An 18,173-nucleotide genomic window follows, 5' to 3' on the forward strand; every position below is an offset into this window, starting at 1 on the left:
CTTAGTGACCTCCCGGTTGTTTTTTGAGCTTGCTCACTTGTTGATATGAACCTTCCAATCTCGGAATATATTTGTCAAAATCCGCGCTCACCATACCTGTAAACAGAATATCTATGATATGAAGCTGGGCGATGCGGGAGGCCATATCCCCACGTCGCATTCCTTCCTCCAATGAGGAGGAAAATAGCGCAATATCCGCAAGGCCTGCCAGCGTGTTGTTTCCGAAGGAGGTCAGGGATAGTGTCTTGGCCCCTTGTTCCTTGGCGCAGCGTAGAGCCGCAATGGTCTCCTGGGTTTCTCCTGAATAAGAGACGGCAAAGGCGACATCTCCCACTCCGAGCGAGGAGGCAGAGGTAATCTGCATATGTGAATCTGCAAAGGCAGTGCTGTTCTTGCCAATACGGATGAGCTTCTGGTAAAAATCCTGCGCCACAATCGACGATGTCGCCATCCCATAGAGATCAATGCGGCTCGTGGCTGACAGCCATGCAATAGCCTGCTCCAGCTTGTCGTAATCCAGCAGTCGGGTCGTGTCTGCAATGGATGCGGTGTGGTTCGCCTGAATAGCTTGCACGATTCGGGGAAGTGAATTTCCGGCGACAATATCCTGATAGGATTCTTCACCATTACGGTTGGAATGGGACAACTCGGCGGCCAGCTTCATTTTGAAATCGGGATAGCCTTTAAAATGTAGTGATTTGCAAAACCGCGTAACGGTCGCTGCACTCACACCACAACGCTCTGACAGCTCCCGAATACCCAGATGCAACACATCTTCCGGGGATTGCAGGATGCATTCCGCCAGCTTGCGCTCCTGTACGGGAAGCAGCTCCAGTCTTTGGGCTAATGTATGAAGAATGGGGGACATGAGCTGTGCTCCTTTGGCTGTAGAGTATTTGCGTGAAAATAAATATCGTTTATAAGAATGATATTAAGAAAAACATTTTCACGTGTATTGTAAAATAATTCTGTCGCTCATGCAAGAGATGTGAGAAGAATTTTTATTAAATTTTGCGAAAAAATAGCCAGCGAAAATTGTAGAAGTTATCATACATTAATTTACATATTGCGAGTTTTACTTACAAAACAACCTATTGACTTGTCTCTTCATTGGAGGAGTATAATTGAATAAAGTTCCAGTGAAGGAATTTTTCTAGGAGCTTTCTTTGCAGAGGGCATCGTTGGGTGGAACGAACAGAATCTCATTCACAAGGAGGAGTTTGCTATGCAGAGCCAAGTGATTGAAATGATCAGCGCAGTCAAGGAAGATCCTGAACTGGTCGCAAAGCTGGATGGACATTCGGACATTATTCATGATGCGGGACTGGATTCGTTGCAGTTGGTCCATTTCATGCTGCAAGTGGAGGATGCATTTGATGTGGAGATTGATTTTGATTCCTTTGAGTTGGAGCATTTGAGCTCGGTAGATGCGTTTTGCAGCTACATTCAGGGGATCAGCGATGCGGAACAAGCGCCGCATCTGGAGGGAATGGAGACGGTCTGACGTACAGCTAGGTACATGTGCCTGAAAATCCATTAAACGAGGTGTTAGCATGCAGCCCAAAAGCAATGTGCTGATTGATGAGAAAGCGTTCAAGCTCATCAAGCGTAACCTGAAAAACGCTTCTGTATCTTACCGTAACGCCACACAGGACCCTGCTTTCAAAACGGACATGCCCCAGACGATCGGCATTAAGCTGACTAACCGCTGCAACCTGAGATGTACCCACTGCTTTGAATGGAACGAGGAAGGCTACCATCACCAAATGGATAAAGAAGAACAAAACATGGATCTTGCTCCAGACATGCTCCGGCAAATTTTGAGCGAAACCAAGGAAGCCAAGTCCAGACTGTACATGTGGGGCGGCGAACCAATGTTTCATCGGCGTTTTGATGAAATTTTGGACGTGCTGGCGGAAGATCGGCGCGAAATGACCTTTTGTACAAATGGATTACTTATTGATAAATATTTGGACCGGATTTTGGATTTGTCCGAAAATCTGGAGTTATTAATAGCGATTGAAGGTTTTGAAAGAGAACACGACCTAATTCGCGGTAAAGGCACCTTTCAAAAAACAATGCGGCAGATGGATAAGCTGATTGAACTGCGCGACCAGGGATTGTACAAGGGACGGGTAACTGTCCATGCGGTCATTAACGATAACATGATCGGACGGATGTACGAATTTCTGCAAATGCTGGAGGACAAAAGGCTGGATCTGGTGCTGCTGACGTTCCCCTGGTACATTTCCAAAGAAACCTCCCTCAAAATGGATGAATATTTTACACGTAATTTTTCTTGGCTCCGACAACTCGAAGAAAAAAATATTAGTAGCTGGCATGCTTTCAAATATAAAATCAACCCGGATAACATCGATCCTCTGATGCAGGAACTACAGCGGATCAATGAGCGAGTATGGAACATTCGCGTGCGCTATCAGCCCGGTTTGGATTATGAGGAAATTGATAAATTTATACATGGTGAGGAAATGGTCAGCCGTTGTTCCAATCATTGTTTGGCGCTCACCTCCAGAACAGATATTTTACCAGACGGGAAGGTCATGCCTTGCAAATTTTTCAGTGAGTTCACGATTGGAAGCATGCGTGAGCACAGTCTGAAGGAGATATGGAACTCGGAAGCGTATGAGAAAACCCGTCAAAAGATTAATCATGAAGGATTGACTCCGGTGTGCTCCAAATGCAGCGTATTGTATCTGCACGGGGCAGGCTCTCTGAAATACATTTAGCTTTCTATGAATGTTGTTTGTTACTGGATGGAAGAGAGAGGGATGATGATAAGTCGTGACGACTAAAACAATTAACCTTGTGGAAGCGCTTGCGCATGAACGGGACCATGGAGTCCTGATTTGGCTGTTTAATATCGGTGCAGAGCAAGTATGGCATCCATCCCCCCGCAAGGGGGGCATGGTAGACCGGGATGAACAGCAGGTCGTAAACCGGATGGAGGAAATGAACCTTCTGCTATGTCGAAGTCAGGATGTCATTGTACTTCGGGAATATCCGGATGAGGCGTTTCTGGACATGCTTCAACGGTTGGGCTTTAGCCTGCCGCGTATTGAGGTGCCAGAGCCTTCTGATCCGCTAACGCCGATTTCAGAGCTGGTGCTGGCGGATGAGGCGCTTTTGGCACGACTGCGTACGGTTGCAGATGCAGGCCACAGCAGCAGTGGAGCCAAAGCGTGGCTCGTCCCCTATGCGGTCACACCGCAGGAGGAAGCGATTGCGGAGCTTTGCGGGCTGGAGTTGATCGGCGCTCCATCCGCGGTCAGTGCTCAGGTGAATGATAAAATATTCAGCCGCCTGACCGCGCAAAAGCTTGGTTTTGCTGTCAGCGAAGGCGCTGTATGTACAGACGAATCGGCGATCCGCAGGGAGTGTGCCAGACTGGCTGACTTATCGGATGGACCTGTGAAGCTGATTATCAAGCAGCCGCACGGTGCCTCGGGACAAGGCATGTATATGCTGGACGAGCTGTCCAAGCTGGACACGCTGCTGAGTGTGATGAGGCGCTTTGGCGGCTCGTCGCCATCATCCGGCGGCTGGCTGGTGGAGCGCTGGCACAATAAGCAGATGGATCTGAACTACCAGCTCTGTATTGACGAGGGCGGTGGTGTGACGATGTTTTCGCTAAAAAGGCAAAACGTGGATGGCACCGTGTATATCGGATCTCAAGTGCCGGCTGAGATTGGCGATGCGCTGGAGGAAGAAGTGAGACGCTGCGCCTATCAGCTGGGTACGTATCTCTATTCCATTGGGTATACGGGAATGGCCTCTATTGACGGTTTTGTTGACGAAGAAGGTTTGCTGGTTCCAGTCATTGAGATAAATGGTAGATTTACGTTGTCTACCTATATTTCGTTTTTGTCATCCGTCCTGGGAGAGCAGCACAAAACATTATCCCGTTATTATCGCAACGTTACCGCCACACCTCTCACCTACAGCCGCTTGTGCGGGCTGCTCGCGGAGGAGGGCTTGCTCTATACGCCCGAACGTCCAGAAGGGGTGTTTGTGTATACAGCGGGTACATTGTCTGGTATCCCTGTGAAGCGGGGCTATGTGAACCGGATTTTCACACTTATTTTGGCAGACAGCTGGCAGGAAGCTGATGCGTATGCGCACAAATTGGAAGGTATCATTGCTGGATTAGGATGCTCATAAATGGGAGGGAATCAAAAATGAAAACAGATGTATACCATGTAGTACCCTTGCTGGAAAAGATTTTGAAGCTGGCTCCGGGCGAGCTGGAACAGTTGACTCCGGATCAGGATTTGCGAACCTTGGGGCTGAATTCCTTATCCGCTGTGGAATTAATTGTAGAGTTGGAAAATGAGCTTGATATTACGATGGAGGACGACGATCTAGTGCTGGAGCATCTATCTACACTGCAAGGCATTGAGCGTCTGCTGAGCAAATATGCATAAGGGCGCCGAAAAGACAAGGTTGATGCAGGGATCCGATATGGAGACTCGTCAAAATTCCGTTGTGGACTATGGTACAGAAGAAGTGGCAAACGCTCTTCCAGGGAAGCATTGTGTATATTCTTCCCTGCGTACCTCATTGCGGAGGTACGGGGTGACCATGGCCGAATCCGAGCTATTCATGCTGTGTGGGAGTATGTGCGCAGAGTATGGTGGAGATTTGAAGCGCTTCGGGCCTGAGAAATATCCGGAGCAGCTTCAAGAAATGGCAGCCAGTGGTGGACCTGTTATTCGGGTGGAACCGTGGGTCGCTGGTGTCAGTGATGAAACCGACTTGTTGCGGGTACTTACATCGGGCTACGGTACCATGCTGCATACGTCAAGCACCGCTTTAACCTATCACGATGTATATGTGAAAAATTACCCAAGGGGCCACGTGATTGAGTTGTGCGGGTTGGACTTGCAAGAACGGACAGCACAGGTGAATGATAGCTTCCTGCTCGATTCCTCGGGACATGCCATGACTTATGTGGGCTCAGCCCGGCTCGACGATCTGATGCAGGGCATTATTGAGTATGCATGGCTGGTGGAGCAGCCTGCCCCGCTTTCGCCAAGTGAGATGCATGCTGCGTGTGCTCACCATATACGACAGTATTTGACTGGACACGAAGCCATCTGGAGAGGCGTACCTACGTCTAATGAGTCGGTCAGTCAAACGGGGAAAGCTGTAACAGGCAAGCAGGTCAAGCGGGGAGATGAGGGGTACCGGGCATTTGTTGATGACTTCCGTCTGTTGGCAGACATGGAGGATCAGGATTTTCGGACGTACTGTCATGAAATCTATTACAATCTGCGATTGGGCAGTGCTCTTCATTTGACGGATTATACAGCTGATTATTGCCTGCTGCACCAAGCCACGCTGGGGCCACAAACACAGCATGTAATTGAATTGGCACAGGAGCTGTACGCGGATTGGCACAAGCTTAATCTGCATATTTACAAAACAGGGCTTCAACTGCGCAAGCATCGGATGCCTGAGATTACGGAACGAGCTTTGCATTTAATTGAAAGACAGCGGCATATGCTGGAGGAACTGATGATTTTAGCAGAGCAAGCAGCCGAGTAGTCCAAGCATTCGGTCGTATCAGACCGTTCATCCAGGTGTCCTGCACAGAGGAAAGAGGAGGGGAAATAATTGCCGTCCATTACATTAAACCAATTGTCGAAAACATTTACGTACTACAAAAAGGAGCCGGGCGTGCGCAAATCGTTGCAAAACTTGTTCAGGCGTGAGCAGCTGACCAAAGAGGCTGTGCAAAATGTCAGCTTTAGCATTGAGGAAGGGGAAATTGTCGGATTTCTCGGTCCAAACGGGGCAGGCAAAACAACGACGCTCAAAATGCTGTCTGGCATTCTCCATCCCACGGACGGGGAGGCATCGGTACTCGGCTTTACCCCGTGGAAACGACAAAAAGAGTTTAAACGTCAATTTTCCATTGTAATGGGACAGAAAAACCAGCTCTGGTGGGATTTGCCTGCAAGCGAGTCATTCGAGCTGAACAAGCTTATCTATGAAATCGATGAAAACCGTTATAAAGAGGCACTGGATGAACTGGTCACTTTGCTTGGGGTGGAGGAGCAGCTTCATGTGCAGGTTCGGCGGCTGTCTCTCGGTGAGCGTATGAAAATGGAACTGATCGCTGCGCTGCTGCATCGTCCACGGGTCATTTTGCTGGATGAGCCGACCATCGGACTGGACCTTGTTTCTCAGCGGCGGATTCGAGAGTTTTTCAAAGCCTATAACCGCACGCACCGGACGACCATCCTGCTGACAAGCCACTATATGAAGGATATTGAGGATTTGTGCAGTAGATCCATCATTATCAGCGGGGGCAGATTGGTCTATGACGGAGACTTACACAAGGTGAACGAGGTCATCGGTGCCCGTAAATTGCTCAAGGTTCGACTGGAGACCCTTGTATCCAACCTAACGTTGGCGAGCCTCGGCAAACTTCGCTCCAACTCGGAGCTGGAGGCGGTATTCGAGCTGGATGCAGAAGATACCTTGGCTTGGTCCAAAAAGATTTTGGACGCACTGCCTGTCGTTGATTTTACGATTGAGGACGTCCCGCTGGAAGAGGGGATAGCCAATTTGTACGATGGGGGCAGGCTGGCCGATGCGAAATAACAAATATGTGAAGGTACTCCAGCTCGGCATGCAAAACGAAATGGAGTATCGGGCTAATTATTGGCTCCAAATGGCGGGATTTATGCTGCCCATCATGACGCAAATTTTTCTCTGGCTAGCTGTATTTGGTTCTTCGGGACAAGCAAGAGTGCTGGGTTATTCTCTGCCAGAAATGCTAGTGTATGTGGTCATGGCGGGAGTCACTGGAAAACTGATTGCTACGGGCTTTGAATACGAAATTGCTACAGATATCAAGGAAGGTGGACTGGCAAAATTCATGGTACAGCCTGTGCATTATTTCGCTTACCGTTTTTGCCGGTTTATCGGAGGCAAAGTCATACAGTCCGCGGTCGTGCTGCTGGCGGCTGCTATTTTGCTGTTATGTCTTAGCCTGGAAGGACAAATCAGCTTCGGGCTATCGTACATCTTGCTTTACATATTGGCGTTGCCGGGAGCGCTTGTGCTTAATTTTGTGGTCTATTATGCGTTGAGCGGCATAGCCTTTTGGGTGACGGAATCGGCGGGACTATTTTATACGCTGTCGCTTGTCATTTACGTAGCTAGCGGTACCGTGTTTCCGCTGACGATTTTTGGAGATGTTTTGGCCCGTCTGTTCAGTCTGCTACCGTTCAGCTACACCGTATTTTTTCCGGTGAATGCGTTGACGGGCAAGCTGACTGTACTGGAAGCCGCTAAAGGCATTGGCGTACAATGGCTCTGGATTGTAGCGCTGGCGGCCCTATCACGCTGGGTGTGGCAAGCCGGGGTCAAACGCTTTGTCTCGGTGGGGGGGTAACATGAAAAATGTTTTCCGAAACGTTAGGCGCTACATCAGACTGTACTGGAAGTTTGTCCAGTTTTCCGTCATGTCGCAGATGGAATACCGCATTAATTTTATAACTGCATTTCTGGTTGAAACGGCTTATTTACTCATCAAGCTGCTGTACGCATCGGTACCATACCGCGCCGGGACGGACATTAACGGCTGGTCTCCTGACGCCATATTGTTATATATCGGCGTGTTTACGATGATGAGCGGATTTTATAGTGGATTGTTCTACAGTAATTTTACAAGCCTGCCTGACAAAATTCGTACCGGCTCACTGGATGTGCTCATGACCAAACCCGTATCGCTGCAATTTATGGTGACACTGCGTCAATTTGAACTGGGCTATACCGTGCCAAATGTAATTGGCGGCGGAATTATGACGGGGATCGGCTGGTATCGACTCGGATTGCCGTTTAATTTTGAAACCGCAGGAGGGTTCTCTGTGCTGCTCGGATGCGGAGTGCTTACGGCATACTCCGTATTTTTGCTCCCCCAACTGCTGGCCTTCTGGATTATCCGCACGAACGGCGTTACGGAGCTGTCCAACAGCATTTTCGAGACAAACTATGTGCCGATGGCCGTGTACAGTAATCTGATTCAGCGTATCGGTTTGTTCGTGCTTCCGGTGTTTGTCATTTGTAATTTTCCGCCCATGTTCATTCTCGGCAAAATGGAACCCGGGTTGGTGGTATGGGCATTTCTCGCACCTCTCTGGCTGCTGGCGATCATCCGCCTGATATGGCAGTTTGCTCTACGTGATTATACGAGCGCGAGTCAGTAGCGCTACCGTGTAGTGGGCCAATAATGAAGCAGGAAAGGAAGCGAATCATATGAATGCGATACCGAATCAGCGTCATTTGTATATGGGAACATTCGAAGCGGAGGCTTACTGGCGGGATGCCCAGTTAGCTTCCCTGCCAGCCCTGCCTGACCGGGCTTCTTCAGCGATTGTAGCAGCCATGGATGAACTGCTGTTCAGCTTTTGCCAGCCGGGAGATGCGTTATTGACCCGTTATGCCATTTCGCCCGTACATCGTCAGTATATCGCGCAGTTGGGCTTTCATCCGGCTGTCAACGAACGGGATTTGACCGATGGCATGGAGCGTGCAGGCAATGTATCGACCGCTTCCGTATTTGAACTGCTGGGTAGTCGCAAGGCCGATGCCGGAGAGGGATTTCCTCAACTGGAAGGCTGTGTGCTTAGCCCGTTTGCGGGTTTACCGCATGTGGAGGAGGCTGCACGTGCTTGGGGAATAACACTACATCAGCCACCGCTGGAAACGATTCGCAAGGTAAATGCCAAAACGTATTCCTCTGATCTGAAACGCAGCCTTGGTCTGCGCAACCCGGGTTATATTGTGACTTCGTTTGCAGATGTCGCTGAGGCGGGGCGTAAGCTGCTGCGGGATGGAAGCTTTTTAATCAAGGATGATTTTGGCGTATCGGGCAAAGGAAACCTGCACATTACCTCGACACAAATGCTGGACCGGATCGTGTCGTATTTACGTGGACAGGAGCGCAAAGGCAAACAGGTGCTTTTCCTTTTGGAGCCTTTCCAGGAGAAAGAGCAGGATTTTTCATGCCAATTTACGATTGGTGATAATGGAAGTGTCGATATCATATCTGTACAATGGCTGGCTAACACACAATTCTCCTATCGGGAATCCTTGTCGCCGGACGGGGCTTTTTTGGAGCGGCTGGAGCGCGAGGGCTATTTTAGCTTAATGCAGGACGTGGGGCGGCAATTGTATCAGGATGGTTATTACGGCGATGTTTGCATTGATTCCATGACACTTCGTGGTGGGAAGCTGGAGCCTATTATCGAAATTAATGCCAGAAAGTCGATGAGCTTGATCAAGCATCAGCTTGATACTTTTCTGGCCGGAAAAAATATGCGTGGCACGCTGACGAATTATTCACTGTCCCATGATGGCAGTCTATCCTATGAAGAACTGCTGGAGGGGCTGAAAGGTGAAGGATTGCTGTTCACAGGTGAACGTGAAGAAGGTGTCATGCCTCTGGGTGCCAATACGTTATATGTGAACACAGGTGGACGAGATGGCGAGAACAAGATTGTGGGCCATACAAGCACGCCAAGCAGAAATGCAACCGGGCGCGGAGGCAGATCGCCTGCCAAGCAGGTTCGTGTGAGCGGAATTGGGGCCAGCGGTGGCGGATCGGAAGGGAATGGCACGGCTAAGCCGGACTTGAATGGTGAAAAAGAAACCGCTGGAAGCGAACGGGCACGAGGCAAGGGGCGCCTTTATTTGGAACTGGTTGCCGCGAGCGATGAGGAAAAAATGCGATTGACTACAAAGCTGGAGCGTTTTTTGGCAGAGCATCATTTTACAGTGCTGAATTAAACGGGAGGCGTATGAGCATGCGTAGGAGTACCGATAAGCTTATGAAGGTAACGATTTTATGTTCCGGTTTCGGATTGGGCTTTTATACCCCTGGCTTGTTGTTGCAAGCGGGTCTTCGCAGGCTGGGCATGGATACGGCGATTCATGTATTTGAAAATGTACTGCCGGAATCGGCTCGTCTTAAGGTCGACAAAAGCCGCAAAGCTTACCATGACAATTTTGCGGTGGCCTTAATGTCGCAGAAGGTTCCGCAGGATATGCGTAATTCACTGGATCTCGCTGCGATGGAAGTGCTGTTGAACCAATGGATGGAGGAGGATCGGCGGTATTTTATATGCTTATCCGGTCATTGGATGTATGTGTTGGAGGAGTATCGCAAGCGCAGAGAACCTGAGTCGGTGCATGTGGACATCGTGTACATGGATTCGACGCCTTCCCCATCTTGGAAGAATCTAGCCAAGCATAATCCGCATTTTGCAGATGGCTGTGGAGAAACGACCTTTTTTGAAAATGATAACAATAGAGTCAGCTACTATATTGATATTCCGGCTGTGGAGTATGTTCCGTTTGAAGAACGGCAATCCCGCTTATTCGTACATGGCGGCGGTTGGGGGATGGGCACCTACCGTGACAAGGTTGGACGGTTAGAAGAAGCGGGCTGGGAGCTGGATCTGCTGCTGTATGATCAGGATCAACCGGATGAACAGCGGGACAGTATACGCTATTTTCAGATGGATCCGCAGTGGAGGACATGGCAGCGAAATGAAGCCGGGGAGCATACATTTCCACCTTTCGGAGAGGTGAAAAAGGGCGAGAAGACCGTGTATCAGGTCGGACCGGATTACCATAGCATGCTGGACCAAGCCTGTCATGTCCAGGCCATTGTCAGCAAGCCAGGAGGTGGCAGCCTAACCGATTCGTTCGCTACAGCCACTCCACTCATCATGCTGGAGCCATTTGGTGTGCATGAAAAGCATAATGCAGATCTATGGGAACGGCTGGGACTTGGTATGCGGTACGATACGTGGATACAAACCTATGACGGCAGTGCTCAGATACTGGAGGATATGCATCGCAGGATCGTAGAGCTGCGCAGTCGAACGCCGCGTTATATAGAGTCCTATGTGAATAGCATCCAAATGTTAGCAGGCTCACCGGGAATGGAGCAGGGGTCATGAACGCTGCGGCGGCTGCGCAAGAGCCTGCGATGCGAGATATTCGCTTTGGGATCATTGGCTGTTCTGCCATTGCTCCCCGTGCGTTGCTGGAACCGATCCGACATGTTGCAGGGGCACGCGTGACCGCGCTTGCGAACCGCACGGTTGCCAAGGCAGGAGAAATGGCAGATCGTTTTGGCGTCAGTGTCGTTTATCGGCATGCTGAGGATATGCTAAAGGACCCGGAGATCGACGCTGTATATATTGCACTCAGCAACGACTTGCATGCCGAGTGGATTGGCAAAGCACTACGGGCCCATAAGCATGTGCTGGTAGAAAAGCCGTTATGCCTGAATACGGCTGATCTGGCACCCTTGGCAGCTATAGTCGAGCAGAGTAACGTTCACCTGCTGGAGGGTGTCATGGTGCAGCACCATCCGTGGCAGCGTGAGCTGCGGAGGATCGTAGAATCGGGGCGTTATGGTCGTTTATGCTCCATAGAGACGAGTTTATGTATTCCGGCAAAAGAAGGGCATGCGGACAATTACAGATCCCGTCCGGAGCAGGGTGGGGGATGTTTTTGGGATTTAGGCGTGTACTGGCTCCAATTGCTCCAGGCCGTCGTTGGATTAGATCAGGCGGAATTCCACAGTCAATCGGATTTCAATGGTCCTCATGGCTGTGACTGGACATTTCGTGCGCAAGCCCGTTATCCGAGTGGATTGGAGGCATCTGCCCTCTTTTCATTCGAGCGCCCTTATCGCTGTGCTCATGTACTGACCTTTGATTCGGCAGTAGTCACTTTAAAGGACTGCTTTCGAGCAAATTTAGGCTTTTATAAAATGACACTCAAGACGGAGATCAAAAAGAATATCGCGTCAAATATAGCGGATGCGGACGCACTGCCTGTGTTATCACAGACATCTTCGTATACCAAAACGGTTTTCGAGCCTATGAACTATTATGTCAATCAGTTGAATACCTTTTGCGGTATCATCCGGGGAGAAGCGGAGCCCATACCATTTCGCGAGGCTGCGGAACGCGTCAGACTGCTGGCAGCCATTCATGAAGCAGCACGCTCGGGCGAGACGATCTATGCAGTATGAGCATGATTGTGTTTTCGAGCGGTGGGAAGCGAATGATGCAAAATACGGAGTATCAAGGCAAAGAGAGGAGGGGAATTCAGTAGATGGATAAAAAGGACGAAGCCTTACTGGAACGATTCGGCGAGCATCCGACGCCATTTTACTATTATGACGGGGACGCGCTGCATGCTCATGTCAGCTCGTTGCTGTCCCGATTGCACCCGGCTGTGCGTGTACATTACGCGCTCAAGGCTAATGGTAACGTAGCCTTGGCTGGGTTGCTGCGCTCGTTAGGTTGTGGTGTTGAGATTGCTTCGGCCGGAGAAATGTTCGTCGCTATGGAGGCCGGGTATGCTGCGGAAGACGTGCTGTACGCCGGACCGGGAAAAACAGTAGCCGAGCTGAACGAGGCGATAGCCTATGGAATCGGCTGTATTCATGTCGAATCGGTGAGGGAGCTGCGTCTGCTGGAGGACATTGCGGCCCAAGCGGGCCAGCTTGTCAGGGCAGCGGTTCGCATCAATCCTGATAACGATCTGTCTGGAGCAACGATTAAGATGGGCGGCGTTCCGCGCCCCTTTGGAGTAGATGAAGGACAGCTGGATCACTTTTTTAAGGTGCTGGAAGATTGCCCACACGTCCATTTTCAAGGTATTCAGGTATATACAGGTACGCAAATGTTGAAATCGGATCAGATTTTAGCTTCATTTGCGAATACGCTGCAGTTGGCAGAACGGGTACAGGCTCAGTATGGTGTGGCAATGCATACGGTCAATTTGGGCGGCGGGTTTGGCGTACCTTATTTTGCTCATGAGGAGCCGCTCGATATGGATCACGTCATTGACGGACTGAACGCACTCGCGGAGCAGACCCGAACCCGCATGCCCGGGGTTAAGCTAATCATCGAAAGCGGCAGGTATCTGGTTGCTCAATCGGGCATGTATGTCTGCCGAGCATTGTATACAAAGGAATCCAAGGGAGAGAAGTTTGTCGTGGCTGATGGTGGCATGAATCACTACGCCGCAGCTACTTTTCGAGGACGCCGCATTAGGGACAACTACCCGGTACGAATTATGCGCAGGCAAGTGGGAGAATCGAAAGAACCCAAAGAACGAGAGTTGGAAGCAACCCTACGGATGGGGCAGAGAGACGTTTCTGCTCAAACGGCTGTTGCTGTCGAACAATCATTAGAAGAGATTGCAAGCCGAACAGGAGGGCCTTTGGAAGAAGCATCCATGGAGCTGGAGACGGTAAGCATTGTCGGTCCACTTTGTACACCCGAGGATTGTATTGTGAAAAAAGCGCAGCTTCCTCCGATTCACGAGGGCGATTATATTGCTTTTCCGAATGCAGGAGCCTATGGATTAAGCTATAGTCCACTACAATTTCTGGGACATGCTACCCCGGCGGAGCTGCTCGATTTTCGTGGGGAGGTACATGTCATTCGTGAACACGGTGACCGCACGGACCTGCTGCGTCATCAGCGCATGATTCCGTTGCCTGAGGATGTGATATAAGTGGGCATTTTGCATAAATCCCAAGAGCGTTTTTAAATCAGCAATATATAGATCGAAACGCTTTAGTTCGTCTATATATTGTACTTACGAGCGTTGGGAATCGAATGATGCAAAATGCTGAAGTATATAAAAAAAACGCCAAACTCATGGGAACCGATACAAATCGGACCTGTGATTTGGCGTTTTTTTACATGATGAGTAGGGTAGTATCGACTTAATGTTGCTTGGAGCTGCGCATTTCCTGACGCACAAGCTGCCATACCATAAAGATCAGTACAGCGATTTGTGGGACAAATGTTTCCCAAGTTGGATACATTCCCAGCCAGCTAATGGACGGAAGCGAGGAGGCAGTGTGCCCCGAAAGCTTGCCAGCCACCTGAAGCGAATGAATACTTTCGCCCAGAAATCGGAATACGAGATAGTAAATCAGTACAGTGGCAATCAGGAAAAAGGCGCGAATCGGCAACCGTACACTAAATTTAATGATCGCAAACGCCAGAATGACCAGAATAAACGTCGCCGAGCTAATGCCGATCAGCAATTGCGAGGTTTCGATGGCTGGAGCCATACCGACATAAAAGATAGCTGTCTCGGCTCCTTCACGCAGAATTGCGAGCGCAGAAACCGCAAATAGCGACCACAGGCTTCCCCGTGCTAACGCGTTGCCCACGCTGTTTTCCACAAAGCGGTTCCACGCGGCAGCATTGGATTTGCTATGCAGCCAGCTACCAACGGTCAGCATCAGCACGACCGCCACCAGCCCGGTGACACCTTCCAGCAGCTCACGCATGCTGCCCGATGCGGCAGCTGCCACCAGCGTGGTGAACAGCACCGCCAGAATTCCGCTCAGCACCAGCCCCGTTCCAGCTCCTGCCCATATCCATCGTCCAGCCACGGCTTCGCCGCTTTTTTTGGCATACGCCAGCAGAGCTGCGAGCACGAGGATGGCCTCCAGACCCTCACGCAGCAAAATCAGTGCGGCATCCCACGCAGTGTAAGAACGTTCTTCCGTCAACGGACGGAGCCTGTCCAGCATCTGATCAAGAGTCTGTATGGCTTTGTCTGTATTCGGTGGAGAAGACAGCAGATATCCGGAAGCCTCGGTCATTTCATTTTCAATCGCAGTGTAAGACGTCGGATCGGCAATTTGTACATGTCCTTCGACAGAAGGCCACAGAGCGATAAACTGCACTACCTTGTCAGCCGCTTGCTCTGATTGATTAGCTACAGCATCTTGGCGTGCGGATTTGAGCAAGGTGACTGCATCGCCCAAGGAAGCTGTCGAACCATTCGTCGTTCCGGTAGCCGTATTGCCTGTATTCGTTCCTTGACCTGTGTTCACAGATTTGCCCTGACTATAATCAGACAACAGAGTCGTTAATTCCTGCATTTCCCTGAGAGCCTGTTCTTGGCGAATGGGCTCAGCTTGCATGGAGATGCGAATGAGACTGATTTTAGTTTCGAGCGAACTGTATACCGGAAAATTGTCCAAACGAATCGGTGTTTCTACCTGATACCAGGCTTTGACGATTCGGTCGTAATCCACCCGGGCGGCAGCCCAATCGCCTTTTTGCATGGCCGCCAGACTGCCCTTCGCCATGGGAAGCAGTTTTTCCGCTGCTTTGGCTCCAGCCGGGGCTGGTTTGTCCCCTTCGGCAGCAGTGACGTACTCATTGACCGAGCGCGCTAGCACGGATAAGGCAGCTTTCGCTGATTCCCCGCCGCCACTGGCGAGTGTCTGCTCCGCATCGGTGAGTGCTTGATCTACAGTCGCGATGTGAGCTGAATCTCCACCATTTGTCTTGGCGGCCTCCCACAGCGTGCGGAATTCTTTCAGATCCTTGGAGGCTTCCGTCCATTGGGCTTGTCCCGCCTCCACCAGCGCTCCGCCTACTACAGGCATTAGCTGATCATTGGTGACAGCTTTGGCATCTGTTTGTGCAAAAGCGACCGACCCGAAGCTGGATAGGAACGGAGCTACGGTCAGCAGCAGAGCTGCCACCAGTACAAACACCCATCCCAAGCTTTTATTGCGCCGATTCATATAAATCCCCTTCCTTGCCTGCTGCTAAAATAACGTATCCCCGATGTAGCCGCCTTGCGATACACCCGGGAAGCAGGCGAACACCGCACTGCCTTTGTGTACAATGTATTCGTTCAGTTTGTCATTGCGTGCAAGCTTCTCCTGAATATGAACGAACTGCTTGAACAGATCACGCTGGTAGCTGATGAACAGCAGCCCGGCATCCAGCTGTCCAGTTTGCTTGTCCAATCCGCTTGAATACGAATAAGACCTCCGCAAAATGTTAATGCTTCCGTTCCCATGAGCCAAAGCCACATGAGAGGTAGGAGGCGTAACTGGCTTGCCTTCTGGATTTTTGGCCGCCAGATCAAGCTTGTCGAACTCCTTGACCTTACCGAGTGGGGCCCCGCTGCTGCGATGACGTCCAAAAGTATCCTCCTGGTCGCCCAATGTTGAGCGATCCCACACCTCTACCCGCATGCGTACGCGGCGTACAGCCATATAGCTGCCGTCGCCCATCCATGCTGGTCCGTCACTGGTCTGTGTCCACACCAGCCGATTCATCTCGTCTGCCTTGGAGGTGTCCGGGTTCCCCGTACCGTCCTTGAAGCCCAGCAAATTGCGTGGTGTGCTTCCCGCAGGATCAGCTTGTGCAGTCCGCTGAAAGCCTTCCTGCGTCCAGCGAAGCACCGCCGTTCCTCTGGCGATACGCGCCAAATTACGCAGGGCATGGAAAGCGACCTGCAAGTCATTGGCACATACCTGCACTCCGATATCGCCACCGCACCATTGCTCCTCTAGGGCATCCCCTTGAAAACGGGGCAGCTCACGGAACCCGGCAGGTTTAAGCCCTGCCAGGCCATATCGTCCATCAAAAAAGGATGGGCCCACACCAAAGGTGATCGTCGTGCGGGACGGCGACAATCCTGCCGCCTCGCCCGTATCGGACGGAGGGAGGTTGAGGTTTTCATTATCGTTGCCAAGGAGCACGCCAGAAGTCATTGTAGTGCTTGCTTCCGTCCAGGCTTTGAAGAGGCTACGCACCTGTTCCTTGTCGCTGGTTGTTAGATCGAAAGCGGCGAAGTAGATGAAATCCTGTGCCGGAGTCACAATACCTGCCTGATGCTTCCCGTAAAAAGAGATTACATCTTTGGTATCCGCATCCGTCATCATGCTTTCGAGACGTTGACCGGCTGACAGCACGGCTCCCACGCCCCCGCCGCCAAGCAGGAGACCTAGTCCACCTACCCCGGCCAGCTTCAATAGGTCTCGGCGTGATACGGATTTGCTTTTTCCTGACGGATCATCTTTCACTAGCGTCGCATCCTTTTTTACCAGATCGCCCTGTTCATTATGGGATTCCGCATACTGCGGCTTTTCTTGCCCTTTTTGCCGCTTAAAGCCTTTCATATCATTACACTCCTAACAATTTCCCCATTTGGGACAACGGTTCTGCCAAGGCATCGAGGTTTTGGCTCAGCTTTTTAACTTCTTCCGGTTTCAGTTTTGTATACGATACATAGCCTTCTCCGTCCTTGAAAGGAGCCAACTCCTGCTGTAAGGCCGTAAAGCGCTCACCGATTTGTTTTTCCAACGCGGCATCTTTTTGGTTCAGATCTGTTTTCAAAATGTCATATATCTTTTGTGCGCCCTCTACATTGGCTGCAAAGTCGTACAAATCCGTATGGGAATATCGTTCCTCTTCACCCGTCACCTTCGAGGTAGAGACTTCATTCAACAACTCGACTGCACCCGTTACCATCAGGCTGGCGTCAATATTAACTGTTTCTACTTTGGCGCGCAGCAGCTTGGCATCACTCAGTAGTCGGTCGGAGAACTCGTCCATTCCTTTGGTTGTGTTTTCTTCCCATAATGTTTTTTCAATCCGGTGAAAGCCGCGCCAATCCGCTGCATCCACATCACCGTCACGTGCATCAATATTTGGGTCAAGATCACCCAGCGCTTCTGCAATTGGTTCAATCCGTTCATAGTACATGCGTGCAGGAGCATACAGCGCCTTGGCTTTATCCAGCTCGCCAGCTTTGACCGCGTTCGTGAATTCTTCTGTCTTCTTCACAAACGTATCGCATTGCTCGATGGCATAGGTGCGGTAAGCTGCTACCGCTTGATCAAAATTGGGAGCAGAAGCGGCAGGAGTCGTTGTCTGTGTTGTGGCTCCTGCATCTTTGGTCGTTGCAGCAGGCTGCTGAGTAGCAGTTCCGGTTTGTCCGCAACCTGCGAACAGAATAGAAGAGACCAGCACTCCGGCCGGTACGGCATAACGTAGTTTCATAATCAATGAACACCCTTTCTGGCCAAACTGGCCTTGAACCATAGTCTGTTGCGATATCTATATCAAATTATCATTTTGATAATGATTATCAGTCGCGGTTTTTCTTATCATAAGGCTGGCCCATATGCCTGTCAATACATAAATTAGACGCAGAGTCCAACCGTCCATCGAAGGGAGTTAGTAGGGTGCCTATGCCCATTTTTATCCGCATATTGAACCATACCTAAGCGCATGACATAAAATGTGTTGACTGTATCCCTTAACCTTGTTACACCACAC

The 18,173-nt window shown here is 50.5% G+C and carries 16 protein-coding genes; 12 read left to right on the forward strand and 4 right to left on the reverse strand.

Features of this window, described 5'->3' with window-relative positions:
* Position 1 precedes the first annotated feature (1 nt).
* Positions 2 to 868 (reverse strand): MurR/RpiR family transcriptional regulator, encoded by an 867-nt coding sequence (locus tag G9G53_RS15015; protein ID WP_165148679.1) that lies wholly within the window; start codon positions 866 to 868, stop codon positions 2 to 4.
* Positions 869 to 1,225: 357 nt separating this feature from the next.
* On the opposite strand from G9G53_RS15015, the gene G9G53_RS15020 reads away from it, so the two are divergent.
* The 12 genes from G9G53_RS15020 (at position 1,226) to G9G53_RS15075 (ending at position 13,578) form a co-directional block, all read left to right on the forward strand.
* The gene (locus tag G9G53_RS15020) at positions 1,226 to 1,504 is read left to right on the forward strand and encodes an acyl carrier protein (RefSeq protein ID WP_013311713.1); all 279 of its coding nucleotides are present in this window, start codon (positions 1,226 to 1,228) and stop codon (positions 1,502 to 1,504) included.
* Between the two features lie 49 nt (positions 1,505 to 1,553).
* Positions 1,554 to 2,747, forward strand: coding sequence for a radical SAM/SPASM domain-containing protein (locus G9G53_RS15025; RefSeq protein ID WP_069011016.1), 1,194 nt, complete (start codon positions 1,554 to 1,556; stop codon positions 2,745 to 2,747).
* 55 nt (positions 2,748 to 2,802) lie between these two features.
* Complete coding sequence (locus G9G53_RS15030; protein WP_029518327.1) at positions 2,803 to 4,179, forward strand: peptide ligase PGM1-related protein; 1,377 nt, start codon at positions 2,803 to 2,805, stop codon at positions 4,177 to 4,179.
* 17 nt (positions 4,180 to 4,196) lie between these two features.
* Positions 4,197 to 4,442 carry an acyl carrier protein gene (locus G9G53_RS15035; protein ID WP_029518328.1) on the forward strand — a complete coding sequence of 82 codons (246 nt, stop codon included), beginning with the start codon at positions 4,197 to 4,199 and terminating at the stop codon, positions 4,440 to 4,442.
* Positions 4,435 to 5,565: a hypothetical protein gene (locus tag G9G53_RS15040; protein WP_165148682.1), complete on the forward strand. Its 1,131-nt coding sequence runs from the start codon at positions 4,435 to 4,437 to the stop codon at positions 5,563 to 5,565. The genes G9G53_RS15035 and G9G53_RS15040 overlap by 8 nt, the downstream gene beginning before the upstream one ends.
* A gap of 69 nt (positions 5,566 to 5,634) precedes the next feature.
* Complete coding sequence (locus tag G9G53_RS15045) at positions 5,635 to 6,627, forward strand: ABC transporter ATP-binding protein (protein ID WP_165148685.1); 993 nt, start codon at positions 5,635 to 5,637, stop codon at positions 6,625 to 6,627.
* Complete coding sequence (locus G9G53_RS15050) at positions 6,617 to 7,423, forward strand: ABC transporter permease (RefSeq protein ID WP_029518331.1); 807 nt, start codon at positions 6,617 to 6,619, stop codon at positions 7,421 to 7,423. The genes G9G53_RS15045 and G9G53_RS15050 overlap by 11 nt, the downstream gene beginning before the upstream one ends.
* A gap of 1 nt (position 7,424) precedes the next feature.
* Entirely contained in the window at positions 7,425 to 8,237 is an 813-nt protein-coding gene (locus G9G53_RS15055; protein WP_029518332.1) for an ABC transporter permease, read from the forward strand.
* 49 nt (positions 8,238 to 8,286) lie between these two features.
* The gene (locus G9G53_RS15060) at positions 8,287 to 9,819 is read left to right on the forward strand and encodes a hypothetical protein (protein WP_029518333.1); all 1,533 of its coding nucleotides are present in this window, start codon (positions 8,287 to 8,289) and stop codon (positions 9,817 to 9,819) included.
* A 17-nt stretch (positions 9,820 to 9,836) separates the two neighbouring features.
* Positions 9,837 to 10,997 carry a hypothetical protein gene (locus G9G53_RS15065; RefSeq protein WP_029518334.1) on the forward strand — a complete coding sequence of 387 codons (1,161 nt, stop codon included), beginning with the start codon at positions 9,837 to 9,839 and terminating at the stop codon, positions 10,995 to 10,997.
* A complete protein-coding gene (locus tag G9G53_RS15070) occupies positions 10,994 to 12,082 on the forward strand; it encodes a Gfo/Idh/MocA family protein (RefSeq protein ID WP_029518335.1) in 1,089 nt (362 codons plus the stop codon). The genes G9G53_RS15065 and G9G53_RS15070 overlap by 4 nt, the downstream gene beginning before the upstream one ends.
* A gap of 83 nt (positions 12,083 to 12,165) precedes the next feature.
* Complete coding sequence (locus tag G9G53_RS15075) at positions 12,166 to 13,578, forward strand: alanine racemase (RefSeq protein WP_165148688.1); 1,413 nt, start codon at positions 12,166 to 12,168, stop codon at positions 13,576 to 13,578.
* A gap of 214 nt (positions 13,579 to 13,792) precedes the next feature.
* On the opposite strand, the gene G9G53_RS15080 is transcribed toward G9G53_RS15075, so the two are convergent.
* From G9G53_RS15080 to efeO, 3 genes are read right to left on the reverse strand one after another with little or no spacing between them, the layout of a single operon-like run.
* On the reverse strand, positions 13,793 to 15,622 hold the full coding sequence (locus G9G53_RS15080; RefSeq protein ID WP_165148691.1) for an FTR1 family iron permease: 1,830 nt from the start codon (positions 15,620 to 15,622) through the stop codon (positions 13,793 to 13,795).
* Positions 15,623 to 15,646: 24 nt separating this feature from the next.
* Positions 15,647 to 17,011, reverse strand: a complete 1,365-nt coding sequence (gene efeB, locus G9G53_RS15085; RefSeq protein WP_029518338.1) for an iron uptake transporter deferrochelatase/peroxidase subunit — start codon at positions 17,009 to 17,011, stop codon at positions 15,647 to 15,649.
* 4 nt (positions 17,012 to 17,015) lie between these two features.
* Complete coding sequence (efeO, locus tag G9G53_RS15090) at positions 17,016 to 17,894, reverse strand: iron uptake system protein EfeO (protein WP_025721876.1); 879 nt, start codon at positions 17,892 to 17,894, stop codon at positions 17,016 to 17,018.
* Positions 17,895 to 18,173 lie beyond the last annotated feature (279 nt).

This window comes from Paenibacillus sp. EKM206P, from assembly GCF_011066155.1.
Classification (GTDB): Bacteria; Bacillota; Bacilli; order Paenibacillales; family Paenibacillaceae; genus Paenibacillus; species Paenibacillus polymyxa_D.